The organism is Acaryochloris marina S15 (assembly GCF_018336915.1).
Taxonomy (GTDB): domain Bacteria; phylum Cyanobacteriota; class Cyanobacteriia; order Thermosynechococcales; family Thermosynechococcaceae; genus Acaryochloris; species Acaryochloris marina_A.
In genome coordinates this window covers 2007982-2024174 of sequence record NZ_CP064923.1, presented here as the reverse complement: position 1 = coordinate 2024174, position 16193 = coordinate 2007982, and the positions used below count along the sequence as shown (strand labels likewise).

The 16193-nt window shown below is 47.6% G+C and carries 16 protein-coding genes and 1 tRNA gene; 7 read left to right on the top strand and 10 right to left on the bottom strand.

Annotated elements, in window-relative coordinates; all coding sequences use genetic code 11:
• Positions 1-30: 30 nt before the first annotated feature.
• Entirely contained in the window at positions 31-957 is a 927-nt protein-coding gene (locus tag I1H34_RS09925; RefSeq protein ID WP_212665472.1) for an ADP-ribosylglycohydrolase family protein, read from the bottom strand.
• Positions 958-1043: 86 nt separating this feature from the next.
• Here I1H34_RS09925 and I1H34_RS09920 point away from each other — a divergent pair, with 86 nt between their 5' ends.
• Entirely contained in the window at positions 1044-1427 is a 384-nt protein-coding gene (locus tag I1H34_RS09920) for a GFA family protein (protein ID WP_212665471.1), read from the top strand.
• A gap of 18 nt (positions 1428-1445) precedes the next feature.
• Here I1H34_RS09920 and I1H34_RS09915 read toward each other — a convergent pair whose 3' ends face one another.
• Positions 1446-2420: a CBS domain-containing protein gene (locus I1H34_RS09915; RefSeq protein ID WP_212665470.1), complete on the bottom strand. Its 975-nt coding sequence runs from the start codon at positions 2418-2420 to the stop codon at positions 1446-1448.
• Between the two features lie 57 nt (positions 2421-2477).
• The gene (locus I1H34_RS09910; protein ID WP_212665469.1) at positions 2478-2831 is read right to left on the bottom strand and encodes a recombinase family protein; all 354 of its coding nucleotides are present in this window, start codon (positions 2829-2831) and stop codon (positions 2478-2480) included.
• Positions 2832-3237: 406 nt separating this feature from the next.
• Between I1H34_RS09910 and I1H34_RS09905 the strand changes: the two genes are divergently transcribed.
• The 3 genes from I1H34_RS09905 to I1H34_RS09895 all read left to right on the top strand — a co-directional run bounded on the left by I1H34_RS09905 (position 3238) and on the right by I1H34_RS09895 (position 4703).
• Positions 3238-3537, top strand: a complete 300-nt coding sequence (locus I1H34_RS09905) for a ferredoxin (protein WP_212665468.1) — start codon at positions 3238-3240, stop codon at positions 3535-3537.
• A gap of 14 nt (positions 3538-3551) precedes the next feature.
• Positions 3552-3872, top strand: coding sequence for a thioredoxin (gene trxA, locus I1H34_RS09900; protein ID WP_212665467.1), 321 nt, complete (start codon positions 3552-3554; stop codon positions 3870-3872).
• 375 nt (positions 3873-4247) lie between these two features.
• Positions 4248-4703 carry a CBS domain-containing protein gene (locus I1H34_RS09895; RefSeq protein ID WP_212665466.1) on the top strand — a complete coding sequence of 152 codons (456 nt, stop codon included), beginning with the start codon at positions 4248-4250 and terminating at the stop codon, positions 4701-4703.
• Positions 4704-4728: 25 nt separating this feature from the next.
• Here I1H34_RS09895 and I1H34_RS09890 read toward each other — a convergent pair whose 3' ends face one another.
• Positions 4729-6186, bottom strand: a complete 1458-nt coding sequence (locus tag I1H34_RS09890) for a tetratricopeptide repeat-containing S1 family peptidase (RefSeq protein ID WP_212665465.1) — start codon at positions 6184-6186, stop codon at positions 4729-4731.
• A gap of 87 nt (positions 6187-6273) precedes the next feature.
• Positions 6274-7812, bottom strand: a complete 1539-nt coding sequence (locus I1H34_RS09885) for an AAA family ATPase (protein WP_212665464.1) — start codon at positions 7810-7812, stop codon at positions 6274-6276.
• A 176-nt stretch (positions 7813-7988) separates the two neighbouring features.
• Between I1H34_RS09885 and I1H34_RS09880 the strand changes: the two genes are divergently transcribed.
• Positions 7989-9662, top strand: coding sequence for a TolC family protein (locus I1H34_RS09880; RefSeq protein WP_212665463.1), 1674 nt, complete (start codon positions 7989-7991; stop codon positions 9660-9662).
• Positions 9663-9749: 87 nt separating this feature from the next.
• On the opposite strand, the gene lysS is transcribed toward I1H34_RS09880, so the two are convergent.
• The 3 genes from lysS to I1H34_RS09865 form a co-directional block, all read right to left on the bottom strand.
• Positions 9750-11303, bottom strand: a complete 1554-nt coding sequence (lysS, locus tag I1H34_RS09875; protein ID WP_212665462.1) for a lysine--tRNA ligase — start codon at positions 11301-11303, stop codon at positions 9750-9752.
• Between the two features lie 195 nt (positions 11304-11498).
• A complete protein-coding gene (locus tag I1H34_RS09870; RefSeq protein WP_212665461.1) occupies positions 11499-11834 on the bottom strand; it encodes a hypothetical protein in 336 nt (111 codons plus the stop codon).
• A 168-nt stretch (positions 11835-12002) separates the two neighbouring features.
• Positions 12003-12305: a hypothetical protein gene (locus I1H34_RS09865; RefSeq protein WP_212665460.1), complete on the bottom strand. Its 303-nt coding sequence runs from the start codon at positions 12303-12305 to the stop codon at positions 12003-12005.
• 479 nt (positions 12306-12784) lie between these two features.
• On the opposite strand from I1H34_RS09865, the gene I1H34_RS09860 reads away from it, so the two are divergent.
• On the top strand, positions 12785-13831 hold the full coding sequence (locus I1H34_RS09860) for a hypothetical protein (protein ID WP_212665459.1): 1047 nt from the start codon (positions 12785-12787) through the stop codon (positions 13829-13831).
• Here the strand turns inward: I1H34_RS09860 and I1H34_RS09855 are convergent.
• Both I1H34_RS09855 and I1H34_RS09850 read right to left on the bottom strand, forming a co-directional pair.
• Positions 13815-15125, bottom strand: coding sequence for a CCA tRNA nucleotidyltransferase (locus I1H34_RS09855; RefSeq protein WP_212665458.1), 1311 nt, complete (start codon positions 15123-15125; stop codon positions 13815-13817). The two genes, I1H34_RS09860 and I1H34_RS09855, sit on opposite strands and share 17 nt — an antisense overlap.
• An 80-nt stretch (positions 15126-15205) precedes the next feature.
• Positions 15206-15286 (bottom strand) — tRNA-Leu (locus tag I1H34_RS09850).
• Positions 15287-15525: 239 nt separating this feature from the next.
• On the opposite strand from I1H34_RS09850, the gene I1H34_RS09845 reads away from it, so the two are divergent.
• Positions 15526-16146, top strand: coding sequence for an FMN-binding negative transcriptional regulator (locus I1H34_RS09845; protein WP_212665457.1), 621 nt, complete (start codon positions 15526-15528; stop codon positions 16144-16146).
• The last annotated feature ends 47 nt before the right edge of the window (positions 16147-16193 follow it).

The window sequence follows — 16193 nt, the reverse complement described above, 5'->3', positions numbered from 1 at the left end:
CTTCAAAACCTGTGGGCCGCAAAGGCGGAACTACCCACGAGGCCGAAGAACACCCGGCGCAGACACCGCCGTTTTCTCTAGTGGGAGGATAGAGGCTTCATAGCTCAAATAACCTGACCAAGCCCCCAAAAGTTGATCCGCTTGGGCAAGGATAGATGCACGAGAACCGGAATGAGTCGAGAATGCCCCTTGCCAAGCCAACGGAATGCCATGTACACCGTTGAATACGCCAGATAAAGCACCAGCAATCAAGGCTGCAATCGTAGGGGATTGGGGTAAGGTCAGAGCCCGAGTCACCGTCAAGGCAAACGTATCTGCTGTACTTGACCAGCAGTAACAGGCCATTGCTAGGGCAGTCCCCAAAGGTGAAATCCCTGAAGCGGGTTCTGGGTTGACCTCACGCCAGACCACCGAGAGGCTGGATTGTTTTTGCAGAAGAGTTTGCACTTGTTGAAGCTGACCATGCAAGTTCGTTCCCGAGAGGAAATCATGGGCCAGCAGTTGGGGAATCAGGGTTTGGGGACTGGCCTGTTCCTTGCAGAGGAGTGCGATCGCAACTCCAATACCCAACATCTCGGCCTGCAAGTCTGGCCTGGCTCCCCTCAGTCGATAGCCACAAATATATTCTTCGAGGCGAGGTAAATTCTCATGGTAAAACAGAGCTACTGGTAGCATCTGGGCCATCAAGATAGCTAATTCAATATCACCCTCAGAAGAGGGAGGGTCTAAAACAGGAACTGGAGGTTCATTTTGCCCTTGACTTGAATGGGCAATTACCTCAGACTTCCCGATGGCAAGGGCTTCGCACCATCTCCATGGCTCGCTTGGCAACGGAAGATCCTGCCCTTCAGCCAATGTGCTATTTCGGTGTGAATTGCCCTGTCTATGGCAATGGGCTTCTAAGACAGCGACTCCCAGAAACAATCCTCGAAAACGGTCAATCAATAACTGCTGCATGATCATCTGGGCAGCAAAATTCTGCCATTACTCAATCTTTGCACAGCATAAGATAGATCTATCGCCCGTAGACTGGGGAACGTTCCATGAAATATTTAGGCAGTTGCCATTGTGGCGCGGTTCAGTTCGAAGTTGAGGCTCCCAAAGACATCCAGGTCGATGAGTGCAACTGCTCTATCTGCTCAAAAGCGGGATTTTTGCATCTCATCGTCCCTCCATCCAAGTTCAATTTACTGCAAGGGCAAGATGCCCTAACGACCTATCGATTCAATACGGGCATTGCTCAGCATACCTTCTGCCGGATCTGTGGCGTCAAGCCGTTTTACATTCCTCGTTCTAACCCCGATGGCTACGATATCAACGTTCGTTGTCTCGATACTCAACCCAACTCTATGGAAGTGGTGCCCTTTGATGGCGTGAATTGGGAGCAAAATGTCCAAAAAGTTGCCCATAAATCCCAGGACAAGTGAGCCTTATCCCCTTCTTTACTAGCTCACTTCAGCGTCTTGATGACGCCAATAGGATTCTTTTTCCGTCTCTAGTTGTTGAATCGTTTGTTGCAAGGTTTCAATAATGCCGTACATCTCCAGAGGATCAAACACCTTTAATAGACTGGTTTGAGTCACAATTCCTAAATCTTGTCCCCAATTCCAGGACACCACTAAGCGCCGGACTCGTCTGCGCTGCATTTCTTGATGGGCAGACCAGAGGGAATCTCCAGGATTCAGTAAAAACAGCGGAGAACTCATGACCTCTGTCGCCATAATTCTGCCAATGTCAAACTGCATTGCCTGAAATTGAACGATATCTCGCTCTGTGACGATGCCAATCGGTTTAAGGCCATCATCTGGTGCAGGCTCTACAATGACGACGCAACTCACCCGATGTTTAGCCATCAATTGGGCCAGGCTCAACACCGAACAATGGGGAGGGGCGTGAATGACGGACTGTGACATCACCTCAGACACCCGGCGAAGCTTTAAAAGGTTAGCGGGCCTCAACACTCGTCGTAGACTACTGGGTTCCGTGATGCCCACTAGCTTGTTCTGATCATCCAGGATCGGTAAATGGCGAATTCGATACCGCCGGAACAGGAACATAACCGCAAAAATATCCTTAAAATCAGCCAAAGGTAAGGTCTTGACTGGATGGGCCATGACATCGGCAGCGGTGATGCGATCGCAATCCATTCCTGCGGCAGCAAATCGGACAATATCTCGCTCCGTCAAAATCCCCAAAATCTCCTGATCCTGCATAATCAGAGCACAAGTGGGTCGAAAAGCTTCCGTTTCTGAATCCGAAGAAGCTTGTGGAGGTGCTCCCAAATCGCAGGAACTGAAGGGAGTTTGGCTCATGCGAGCAATCACATCCACTAACGCCGTTTCTGGTGTCAAGGTTAAGGGCTGGTAATTGATGGCCTCCTCCAAATTGGGAGTACCCACCATCGGCTCATTTTGCTGCATCAGTACACACACCCAACTGGACAAATCCAGGTAACGAATAGGGGTTAAAAAATAGGATCAATCTGGTTTACGTTGCTTAGTCCCTCCTGAAATCCGAGCCGTTTTGCCATACAACCGATCTAACACTCGCTTCACAGAAATACGCTTCCACAAACGCCCTCGCTTGGTCTGATAACCATTGTGATTCAGCCAATCAGCAATCTGCTGTAGAGATTTACCAGATTTGTGGTGACGGCGAATCAGATCAATAATCTCCGTTTCCCGAGGATTAGCAACCAACTCCCCTTTATGGGAAAGCTGGCCAAAAGGGGGAGAACCATATCCTACATACCCACCCTGAGCCGCCTTCGCTTGGCGGCCTTCATTGAGCCGACGGCTCACTTCATTCACATGCCATTGTTCAGCAGACATAAGGGGTTCGATAGATCCAAAAGGAATGTTACAAGGAAACAGATTTACATTCTATAAGACAATGAATATACGCCCTAAAGGTGTATACTAAGGAAATGTTACAAGCCTTTCGCCAGAAACCTTATTGGTCATGAGCTTTAGAATAAAAAGGTCTTAATATTTTTTGGCTTCACACCTAAAGCAAAAGGCCAATACCCCTGGTGACATCTTAATTCAAGTTGAGTAACATCACTCCTCCATTCGCCGTATAGACGCAGTTAGAGCCTTTTTTCAATCAAAACCTAGGTGAAACCTTATGGGCACCCCAGCATCATGAGCTGCAGTTTCCATTATCGGCTCATGATACGACAGCAACCCTCTTGATCGTTGTTCACCTTAAATACCAAACTTACAAGGATTTCATTTAATGGCAACCTATAACGTCAGACTGATCAATGAAGCAGAAGGTATCGACGCCACGATAGCCGTTGAAGACGATCAGTATATTTTTGACGCAGCAGAAGAGAATGATCTTGATTTACCTGTATCTTGTCGATCAGGGGCTTGCTCTAGTTGTGCAGGCAAGGTCGTCTCAGGAAAAGTAGACCAATCCGATCAATCCTTTTTAGATGACGATCAAATGGATGCTGGATTCGTCCTAACCTGCGTTGCCTACCCCGTATCAGACTGCACCATTCAAACCCACCAAGAAGACGCACTACTTTAGGTTTTGGAAAGATTATGAGTACCGTAACTTACATACAAGACAACGAGTTCGAACAGTTACTCAAGGATGAGTCCATCATTGTGGTCGACTTTACAGCCACCTGGTGCGGGCCTTGCAAACAAGTCAGTCCAATGATGGACCAATTGGCAACCGACTATGACGGTCGGGCTAAAGTCACCAAAGTTGACGTTGACAAGAATAAAGGTATTGCCAAGCAATATGGCATTCGCAGTATTCCAGCAGTGCTAGTTTTCAAATCCGGCGAACTGGTCGAAACCCTAGTAGGCATGAGTCCCTACGAGAAATTTACCAGCGCCGTGGATAAACACCTTTAAACCGTCGATCCATCATCATCGACCCAAAAATAAGTATGAGTCAAATTAGAACGAATACGACCCAAACCATTTGCTGTCCTCAATGTGGCTCCCCTGCACGGCGGCTACATTTTACGAGTTCGTATTCGACTCATCTTAAATGCCCTGACGGACTAGTTAACCAGGTTGAGTGTCCCAGTTGTGATTATTTGCTGGTATCTTGCGCTGTCAATGGTCAAGTCGTCGAGGCCTATGCAGAAGGGATATCAACCTATCAACACTCTACTCAACGCTCCCTAGACAAGCCTCCCTTGCCGATGAACTCATCTAGATGAGCAAGTTCAATAATCCTAGATACAACCTCATTGAATCGCAATTTTTCAGGAGTCTATAACCATGATGAAAGCCGAAGAAATCATGACCCGAGATGTCGTCGCTATTAGTGGCTCAGCGACCATCGGCGAGGCAGTCAGTAAGATGAAAGAGAAAAGTCTTCGAGCCTTAATCGTTGAGCCTCGATATGCAGGTGATCCCTATGGGATGGTGACCCAAACCGACATTGTCTACAAAGTCGCAGCCTTTGGTTATGACCCCAAAAAGATGAAGGTCTATGAAATCATGACCAAACCTTGTATTGTTGTTAATCCTGATTTAGGGGTTGAGTACGTCGCTCGTTTATTTGCCAATACAGGCATTCGCCGAGCCCCAGTGGTTAAAGATCATCTCCTCGGGGTTATTTCCATTAGCGACATCCTCAAAAAGAGTGATTTCGTTGAAAAACCCAAAAGCAATTTTGAACAATATTGTGAAGAGTTTCCCAATGCACCTGAAGCTCGGATGTACGACGATTAATCAGGGACATTACTCACAAAACTTATCACCGCGACAGCTTTAAGATCATGGCACGGATAATCTCATTCAACTGATTATCCCCTTCCCGTTGAGCTTTAAACCCAGCAGTTTGTAGTAGGCGGAGGCCCGTTTGCTTATCGCCTTTCAAGCTGCTGAGTAGCCCCTTATGAATATCGGTGATTGCTGAGTTAAAAGGCAGTTGTCTAATTCGCTCCAGCTCGGCAATTGTTTGGGCATAGGTTGCCAGGTTGCTTCCGTTTGACTTATCCTGCAAAACCTGAACGGCACCTTTCATCACCTTCGCTTCCGCCAATCGGGGATTGAATGCGATCGCACGGTTCAGAGCAAACATTGCTCCCTGGTATCGCCAAAGCTGTATTTCTGACAAGGCTTGCCGATATAGAATTGTGGCATCCAAGGGACTGAGGGTTAAGGCTTTCCGGTAATCATTGAGCGACCCCGGAGTGTCTCTAGAATTGGCTTTCACCACTCCCCGCTGTACAAAGGCTTGGGTATAATCTGGATTTAGCTTGATCGCCTGAGACAGGTCTTCAATCGCCTTGAAAGAATCTCGCTGCCGATAGTGGCCAAGACTACGACCATAGTAAGCTTCCACATATTCAGGGTCTAGCTCAATGGCTTGGGAGAAATCAGCAATCGCCCCCTTATAATCTTTTCTCTTAAGTTTATCCCCCCCTTGTAAATAGAAATCTGCAGCAGAAGGTTCATTCGCATTTGGCCGCGGATCAAGGGTCCCTAGATTTAGGGATGTGAGGGTTGAGGGCAATGAATTGAGAAAAGTATTGATAGGAATCCCTAGGTTGAAGCCGGTTTTGATATAAATGTCGGGATTGGTTGCTTCATCTTGGGGTCGGATCGTTGCGGTGTCTGCCCGGCCGTGAATGGCCACCAATCGCCCTTGCTTATCCAAGACAGGACCACCACTCATGCCAGGTAAGGTGCTGTTGGAATAAACCAGTGCATATCCATCGGCCAGGGGCTTAGTCGCATTAGCCGTCACTTTCCCTTCTGTGAAGTTATAGATCGACTCCGTCAGAGCCAGGGTGAGTGCTGGAAAACCTGCAACGTAAATAGGGGTGCCTTCTGGCGCATCATTGACATTACCCATTGTGGCGACTGCATAGGTCTGGGAACTGGCAAATTGAACCACCGCAAGATCCACCCCTTGAAATTTTTGGATGCTGGAAGACGTGACGGTATGAGTTTGCTGATCAGGGGTTTGAATGTCGTAAGTATTGGGTAGGTCAACCACATGGGCCGCAGTCGCAACAGTGTAGGTATCACCTTCTTTTTTGACAATCACCCCTGATCCTAAACCGCCAGGACTGCTAATCCGAACTGTGACGTTCTTGGCCAGCTTACTCACTTCTGCTGCACTCAATGCTTGAGCTTGCGGCTGAACCCAGACTAATGCAGCTGTAGTACCTAAAAGGATGGTGGAGAGGTGAAGGGATTTATGCATACATCCAACAGACGAAAACGATAGAGAAAAGGTTCAGATGGGGGCTATCAGACCTGCAAAAGGGAAGGTCAAACTGATATTCAAGGGTTATCTCGCACTCATAAATCGATCTTGAGCTAGGTTGCGAAGCTGCTTCAAATGTTCTTGTCGCGAAACAGATAGCGGAATCATGCCTTGAATTTCCTGAACCAGTAACTCAGTATCCAACGGTTTTTCTACATAGAGAGCACGATAAAGGGCTGCCACGACGGCCTGCTCTATTTCAGCACCACTATAGCCTTCCGATGCCTGCAATAGGGTGGGCATATCAAAATGGCTGGGATCCTGTTTACGCAGCATTAGATGAATGCGAAAAATTGCCCCTCGTTCTTGCAAATCCGGTAAATCCACATAAAAAATCTCATCAAAACGGCCTTTACGTAAAAGCTCTGGTGGAATTTGGGAAATATCGTTGGCAGTGGCCACCACAAAAACCTCTTGGGACTTTTCCTGCATCCAGGTCAGGAAGAACCCAAACATTCGCCGACTCAGACCACCATCCGAATCAGACCCAGTTGCCCCTAAACTTTTTTCAATTTCGTCAATCCAAAGCACAGCAGGAGCCATGGATTCTGCTAAAGAGATGGCTTTGCGAAAATTCTTCTCAGATTCCCCCACAAATTTATCGTAGAGACGACCTGCATCTAACTTCAGTAATGGCATTTTCCATTCTCTAGCAATCGCTTTAGCTGCTAGAGATTTGCCACATCCTTGAATCCCCACAATCAAAATGCCCTTCGGCGGCGTCAGATTCAAGGCTTTAGCAGCGGGACTAAATCCGACCTTGGCTCGCCCCAGCCAGTTCTTGAGATTGGCAAACCCACCCCATTCCACACGATTGCCTTCGACAGGAAGATAATCAAGCACCCCACCAGCCCGGATCAGTTGGGCTTTTCGGTGGAGAATGCGTTCCACATCATCTGTGGTCAATTTGCCATCATCGAGGGCCGCATAGGCCAGCACTTGTCGGGCTTGTTTCAAGGTCATACCCGTCATGGCTTGAACCAGGGCCTGCATATCCTGATCTTCTAATTCGACGATGGTGCGGTGTTTGTGCCTCATGGTCCGCACCACCTCTTTGACGGTCCGAGAGAGTTCATCGCGATCAGGTAGCTTCAGGTCATACACCACAGCATCATGCTCAATTTCCCTGGGCAACTCGATATTGTCCCCGGTAAGAACAAAGGCAGAGCGCTTTTGGGAAAAGAGCTGAGCCGCTTCGCGAAAGTGGCGGGCTGTTTCTGGATCTTCAAAGTGTTTGCCAAAATCCTTAAGCCAGAACAAAGCCTTAATGGACATATCCTGGACATGTTTAAGGACGGCTAAGGGTTCGGCGGTATTCCCAATGGCGGCAGGTTTGAGGGTGCCTGGGGGAGCATATTCATTCACCCAAGGCGCATCAAAGGTGCCAGGAGAACGAATCAGTCCCTGAGCAATGCTCCATTCAAACATCGGAATAGACATTTCCTCTGTCGCTTTTTTAAGAAGGGTTTGGACTCGATCTTCCTCTAAGGTTTCAATCACAATGACGGGGTGATAGGACAGGATTAAGGTCTGAATGTCTCGTACACTTACGGATAAGGGCATAGCCAGAGCACCAACCAGGAAAGGATATTATTCTCAAGATTCCCGGATATCGCGGTTTTACTAAAGTTAAGCCGATGCAGCTTACTTGAATAAATGGTTTTCTGGCATATTTACAACGCCAGCCAGAACTAGATTTGGTAGAGTACTAAACGGAGACAGCAGGTCTGGGAGCCATTATGCAACACCTATCGTGGATAAAATGGAGCAAAGTCGGTTGCTTGAGTGCAGCATTGGTGATGGGTGGATCGCTTGTTCCAATCCAGGCTCAAGAGGATATCCCATCTGCGAGTGATCTGAAGCCTTCGGAGATCAATGAGCAACCCCTGCGTCTACCCACAACGGATCCCAAAATACTGAATCCTGATCCCAAAGTATTGGACGTACCGACTGCTCCGGAAGATGTCACCATCGACCCGGACCTCGACCAGGCGATTACATTGGAACAAGCCTTAGAACTGGCCAAGCGCAACAATCGAGATTTGCAGGTGGTGGAATTGCAGGTGCGCCAGTCCAAAGCAGCATTAGCAGAAGCCAAAGCCGCTGAACTCCCAACCATCAGTGCTCAGGCGAGCCTCAATCGAACAGATTCGGCCACATCACGGATCATCAACAAGCAGCAGGTAGAAACCCAAGTCGAAGGGATTGAAGATCAAATTCAGCAGTTACAGGCCCAATTACCTGGGGCCAATGCAGCTCAAACAGCGATTTTGAATCAGACCATTCAAGGATTGCAGGCTCAAATTCAAACGGTTCGAGATCAGCCCTCTCTTTTTCCTTCTGTGAGCAATCTGTTCAACACTAGCGTTCAGCTGGATTACGATGTATTCACTTCCGGACAACGCCCAGCCAGTATTCGTGCTGCCGAGTCTGCCCTCAAGGCCGCTGAGAAGTCCCTAGAAACCCAGTTGCAGCAGCTACGCCTAGACGTCTCCAATGACTATTACGATATGCAGCAGGCGGATGAGTTAGTTCAGATTGCCAAGGCAGCCGTGAGAAATGCCGAAGAAACCTTGGATAATACTCGGGCTTTGGAACAGGCTGGTTTAGGCACTCGGTTTGATGTCTTGCGTTCAGAAGTACAGCTGGCGAACCAACAACAGCAACTTTCTCAAGCCCAAAGTCAACAGCTCACTGCTCGACGCCAATTGGCTCAGCGTTTAAGCCTTAATCCCAGAGCCACCTTATCGGCAGCCGACTCTGTCAAAATTGCAGGGTTATGGCCCATTTCTCTCACGAATACGATTGCCAAGGCCCAACAAAATCGGTCTGAACTAGGAGAAATCTTGGATCAGCGACAAATTGCCCAGCAGAATGAACGACTAATTAAGGGAAGTTTTGGGCCCCAGGTCAGTGTGGCTGCTAGTGGTAACTTTGCGGTTGATTTAGATGACCTGACAGAGGCTTTTGGTTATTCCCTAGGTGGGCAAGTCACCAAGTTGCTATTTGATGGAGGCGCAACCAAAGCCAACGCTAGACAGCAAGCCTTGGGTGCGAAAATCGCCGAAACTCAGTTTGCCAACTTTAAAAATCTGGTTCGATTTCAAGTCGAGCAGAATTACTTTACCCTGCAATCTAGCTTTAAGAATATCGCGACGAATGAATGTGCAGTCATCCAGGCAGAGCAAAGTTTAGAGCTAGCTCGATTGCGCTCCAAAGCCGGGATTGGAACTCAACTCGAGGTCAGTAATGCTGAAACAGAACTGACTCGCACCCGTAGCAATCGTTTGCAGGCGATCATTGATTACAATCGGGCTTTAATTGCATTGGAGCGATTTGTCGGTCATCGGCAACAGCAGGCCAGAGTCGGTGAAGTTCCCTCCCCTGGCGCACAACTATGCAATCAGGCATAACAACCAAATTGGAGGTCATGCCATCCTAATATCAAACCGATTTTGAAATAGATGTGACCTGAACAGCCTATCTATTTCAAAATCGGTTTATCCTTCATCCTCAGTTTTCTCTGGTTTTAAGAGGGGGAACGCAATCACATCCCGAATACTGGCCGCATCACTGAGGAGCATCGCTAAGCGATCAATGCCAATTCCTAATCCACCCGTGGGGGGCATGCCATATTCCAACGCCGTGATAAAGTCTTCATCAACTCCATGGGCTTCTAAATCCCCTGCTTCTTTACGAGCGGCCTGGGCTTCTAAACGCTGGCGCTGATCCACTGGATCGGTCAATTCTGAGAAACTATTAGCCGTCTCCCGACCGACGATAAATAATTCAAACCGCTCCACCAATCCAGGCCGTGACCGATGGGGTTTCGCTAAGGGAGAAATTTCGACTGGATAGTCAAGAATAAAGGTGGGTTGAATAAGAGTCGCTTCCACCTTTTGCTCAAAGGCTTCATTGAGGACATGGCCCACACTCTCGCAATCTGCCACTCCAGTGATGCCTGCCTTCGTGGCTGCTTTTTGGGCTGCTTCTACTGTCTTAAAGGTGGAAAAATCTAGTCCTGTTTTCTCTTGTACCGCAACATGCATGGTCACTCGTCGCCAAGGTGAAGTGAGATCGATGGTTTCACCTTGATAAGGCACTTGCAAACTGCCCACGGACCGTTCTGCCGCTGTACAAATTAACGCTTCCGTTAAATCCATCATGTCGTTGTAGTCGGCATAGGCTTGGTAGACTTCGATGGTGGTGAATTCGGGGTTATGGCGGGTGGAAATTCCTTCGTTACGGAATACCCGTCCCAGTTCAAAGACTTTTTCAAAGCCGCCGACAATTAACCGCTTCAAATGCAGTTCCGTCGCGATCCGCAAATACAGATCCATCTCCATCGTGTTGTGATAGGTGATAAACGGGCGAGCCTCCGCTCCTCCTGCTTCGGAGTTCAATACAGGGGTTTCAATTTCAATAAACCCCTGCTCGTCTAGATAGCGGCGAATGCTAGCGGTAATTTGAGCCCGTCGTCGGAAGGTCTCTCGCACGGTGGGATTGACGATCAGATCCACGTAGCGTTGGCGATACCGCTTGGCAATATCTGTAAGGCCATGCCATTTATCGGGCAGAGGTAATAAAGACTTGGTAAGAACAGTGTATTCCCTGACATAGACAGAGAGTTCACCTTTATCAGTACGTTTGATCGTCCCTTGAACACCGATAAAGTCACCGACATCTGTCAGCTTTTTCAGGAGGTTAAAGGCTTGCTCGTTTTGCTCACCCATCTGCTCTTGGATACGTTTTTTTTCCAGGTAGAGCTGGATGGTCCCCGTTTCGTCCTGGAGTTTGAAGAAGGCTAACTTCCCCATGACTCGACGGGCGAGGATACGACCTGCGATCGCAACGTCAAAACTCTCCTCTTCACCATTGGCCAGATCTACAAATTTCTCTTGTAGGGCCTGGGCGGTATGGGTAGACTGCCACCGATAGGCATAGGGGGTTAAGCCTGCTTGTTTGAGCTGCTCAACCTTTTGCAAACGATTGGCTCTCACTTCTTCTAAAGTGGAGCCCTGGTTGGGTGACTCAGACGCCCGATCAGCAGCCATAAATAATCCTTAAATGAAAAACTTCAAACCAAGTTCTAGATCAAATCACAACTCATCCCTGTGGGATGAGTGCAATACCAGAGTCTCGATTATAGAGGAAGGATGGACTGCAGCTTTACCTAATCAATAACGGATGGTTTTTGCTCGTGAGATTGCTGCCCCCCTCTCAAATCATAGGGGGCTAGTTGCTAAGTTTTAGATAAAGCTGGCTATGTAATTGCGGATTTCTTCATCTGAACTCAGCCGCATTTGGTCGGAGTGATCATAAAAGTCAATCTGGGTAGTTGAGCCATCCTTCCGTTGGACCGTGAAGCCGAAGTCTTCCAGGCTGACGTCACGATGTTGCCATTGGTCAATAATGCTTAATTCAGGCGTCTCTAGGATAATTCGCTGAACCTGATGAAATTTACCGTAATATCCAAATTCAGCCCATGGAGCAGTAATAGGCGCAAATGCATATAGCCATATACCAAAGATGGATAGTATGGTGAACCCACACATCAACCTGAGTAAAACTCGTACCGTTTTCATGGTCAAAAACTAAAATTTTTATCCCCATATATTCTTTAAAATAGCTTTTTTTTATTGGAAAATATATCAATTAAACGGCAGAGCAATTTCTATCAGTTCATCCACAATTAATACAGACACTGCAAGAATCGGAATGTATAGCTGATTTTGAACGCTCTCAGCATCCTATCACTGACGTTTTTTAATATAGCCAAAAACAAGCATAAATATCCCATAGAGAACACTACAAATATCAAAAGTCGTTGTCCCCCAACCACCACTACCTGAACTATTGAAATATTGGCTGAAAACAGTCATGGCAATTAGCCAGCTGCCAGAATATATCAACACATCACATTGCGTGATTCTTTTCTTGCTTTTTTTATTAAATGTATTGTTAATATACACGGCAACTTTATTCGCATTAGTGATAAACAGTAGGATTACTAATGTATAGACTAATAATATGATTCCAATACCTAGTATATTCATCCGTTTCTTATTTATCCCTAATTCAATAGATTGCTTTTCTTAAAACCCTAAACTTCTCACATCTACTAAAGACACCACCAAGGCTGATGCAGAAAGAAGTAGAGATTTCTGGGATAGTCAATAGGGTCATCAATCAAAAATACTCAATCACCTATTTCAGTTGCTGACAATATATTGGTCAATCAATTCAATTAACCAGAGCTATTCCCAAACCATATTGTTCCCTATATCTTTAAAAAAATTCTGCTAGAGCAAAATTTTTCTTCCAACTTCCAAGAATCTTTGAATCACCTCTGGCACACTTAAACCTATCCTCCAGTAAAGTCTTAAATTCCAATAACTCATAAAGATTTACTACTGAATCTAGGCTACAGAGGCACTCGTTTTAGTAGCCTGAGAAGGTTGGATGTTCAGTAAGGTTGCAAGTGATGATGAGGGTATGGCGATGGTTTGGATGGATGATAGTCGCAGGAATGCTCATGCCAATCGCTTGGGCCAATCTAGGCCCCCCCTCCTATGGAGGGCAGGTCACTGCCGAACCGATTGGTATTGAAGACATCGAAATCACCCGTGAAACCCTGACCATCGACCTCCGCCCCATCGCCCAAAAAGACTTAGCCCAGGTAGAAGCGGTCTATCATCTCCAGAATGAAGGGGACGAGAAACAGCTCGACTTACTGTTTGCCCTAGGAACATTAGGCACTGAAAACTTTCAGGTCTGGCTAAACGATCAAGTCATTACCAGTCAGCCTGCCCCTAATGCTCCATTACCTCAAAATTGGGAAGCACCAGAGTACACGCCAGGAATTGATCACCAGCCCTTAGATTATCTGCGCCATTCTACTCAGGTCACCCCAATGGCCTTAAGCGTCACGATTCCTCCCAGGAAGCAGAACCTCAAGGTTCAGTATTCAGCCCAAACCGCCACCCATTTGTTAGGCAAACCCACGATTTATCACCAATTTGCTTACGTCCTTGCCCCTGCGAAAGCCTGGTCAGCCTTTGGCGGATTAGATGTCACCATTTACCTACCCCCGAAGTGGCAAGTTGCGACAACACCTGAGTTCACGAGAAAAGGGGATGTTTTGACGGGTCAGTTTACTGAGCTGCCGGGTAATGCGATCGCACTCACAATACAGGCCCCCGTAGGATGGGCCTATTATCCCGTCAAATACGGCTCTCAAGTATTACTGGGCTTAGTTTGGTTGGGAGGCTTAGGCTTAGGCTGGCGCTTGGGACACACAAAGGGAAAGCAACTGACATCCCCAAAGCCTGCTCGTCTACAAGCATGGCCCTGGTCCTTGGGGTTTGGACTTGTTTGGGGCATGACCCTCTTAGGAATCGGCTGGCTAGCCATTTACAGCCCTAATTGGATGCTACCGGCAGGCCAAATTAGCCGCTATGGATATGGTCAAGGCTTTGCCCTCTTAGGCGTAATGGGGTTAAGCCTACTCTCCGTTGTGCTTGGTTTTATTGTTGTTTGGGTAGCGGCCAACCGTTCTCAGCCATTTAAGAAGGCGAGCTAACTAGGGTTTGGGCCAACTTCAATGCTTCTTCTGATGTGGTGATGCTACCTTCTGCTTGAGCTAGGGCCAGTTGTGAGAGCAAACGCCCCACTTCTGGCCCCGGCGATAAGCTCAGGGACTTCATCAAGGCTGACCCCGATAACAGCGGTTGAGGGTGGGCTAAAGGGCTAAGGGGATTGAGATATTCTGCAATCCAAGGCTTTAAGGCTTGCAGACAAGCAGGAGTCTCAGCCCCTTGTAAGGGTTGCTGCATCAGTTCAGCCGCTAAAGCCACCATCACAACGGCGGGGAACGCGGCACCCGCGTCTTGGAATAGATAAAACTGATCAGCACGAAGGCAGTGTTCCTGCTGCAGAAGCTGTTTTAAACGGGGCCAACCATTCAACACCCGAGTAATCACATTGATTTCTCCTCGGCTGAACTTCATTTGTTTCAGGTTTGTTTCTGCCTGAGCTGGATGGTCAGATAGGAGTGATACCCATTTGGTAGTGGACAGGAGGGTGCGTTGGGCAGCTTCTTTTCCTTGGGCCCGTTCATTGAGTTCTTGAGACAAGGCAGTTGCTAAGTCCGGGACATATGTTTGGAGGAGTTTAGCAGACTCATCGATGACAGGTAATAAAGCAAGGCTCGTGGCTGAGGCCTGGGGAAACGATGTACTTAACAAACCATCTTGCCAAAGCTGGTGAACCCAAGGTGACGCCTTAGAATCGCTCAGCAGATAGCTCAGCTCCACTTTGATCCGCTCGGCAGCGATACCCTTTAATTTTGGAGTCAGTTGGCAAATGTGGGTTTGAGTCTGGGACTCGATGGTAAATCCCAATTGGGCTGCTTGCCGATAAGCCCGAAGCAATCGCAGGGGATCCTCTCCCAAGTTTTTGGCTGCGATCATGCGGAGAACACCAGCTTCGAGATCCTGCTGTCCTCCTAAGGGATCAATTACCGTATCGGAAAAGGGATGATATGCGATCGCATTAATCGTATAGTCCCGTCGCTGCAAGTCCTCTTCTAAGGAATCTCCCACCTGCAGCGCAAAATCTGCAGTTGCATCCGGGAAAACCACCCGAGCAATATCTCGCTCGGCATCGAGAAGCACAAACCCCGCATTGCAACTTTGAGAAACCCTATGAGCCGTTTCTACCGCAGACTCAGGTAAGACAAAATCCAAATCTAAATAGGCAGTCTGTCGATTCAGTAACGCATCCCGAACACATCCCCCCACTAAACAGGCAGATTGGGGCAAATCGCTAGCTGGAAAGGGCCAAGTTTGAGGAGCAAGGACTGATTGGATAGACATGCAGAATTAGTAATATGCTCGCAAGCGCCACATACAGAAAGCTCCAATAAGGAACTTACGAACAGACAATCAATTTTGAATGGGCAGGGAGAGACTCGAACTCTCATGACCGAAGTCGCCACATTTTGAGTGTGGTGCGTCTACCATTTCGCCACCCGCCCTGGGCCTTGAAGGCAAAGTTCCACCATTATACAAGAACCCATCAGCAATGCAACGGTTTTATGAAATTTATCCCAAACCCTGTGGGTGTTGGTATCTCAAGCCCTTGATGTACCAGCTAAAAATCCTCTGGTTATATCAGTATTCGTCATGATGTCAGAACACTGATATAACCAGGCTAAAATCTGCCATCTATGATGGAGCAGTGGCTATTCTTTTGCTGAAAAACGGCAATATTGACATGCACAGGCCAACTGCCTTTCAAGAAGACAATATTGATAAGTTAGTCGCCTTTATGCAAGCTCACAGCTTCGCGACCCTCGTATCAACCGTGGAGGGTGTACCGTTTGCCTCCCATATTCCCCTAGTTGTCAATGAATCAGACGGTGTAGTGACCTTAGTGGGGCATCTGGCAAAAGGGAATCTCCACTGGCAAGCCTTTGACATCGCTGAATCCCTAGCAATTTTTTCTGGAGTCCATGCTTACATCTCTCCCACCTTGTATGAGAAGGATGAGAGTGTGCCCACGTGGAATTATATTGCAGTCCATGCCTATGGCACCCCTAACATCATCACCTTCAAAGATGCACCAGAGCTAATGGATCAGATGATCGATGAAATGGTAGATACCTACGAAGCCAGCTATAAATCTCAGTGGCACAACTTGTCTGAGGCCTTTCGCACCGGCATGATGAAAGGGATCGTCGGCTTTGAGATGGTAGTGACCCGACTAGAAGGCAAGTATAAACTTAGCCAAAACCGTAGCTTAATTGAGCAGCACAATGTCTCAGATGCCCTGCTACAAAGCTCCGATCCCAATGCTCAGGCAGTGGGGCAGGAAATACAGCAGAACCTTGAGTAAGTCCATCGCTCAAAGCGACTCTCTCAATGGGCAAATCGCTCCAAGGA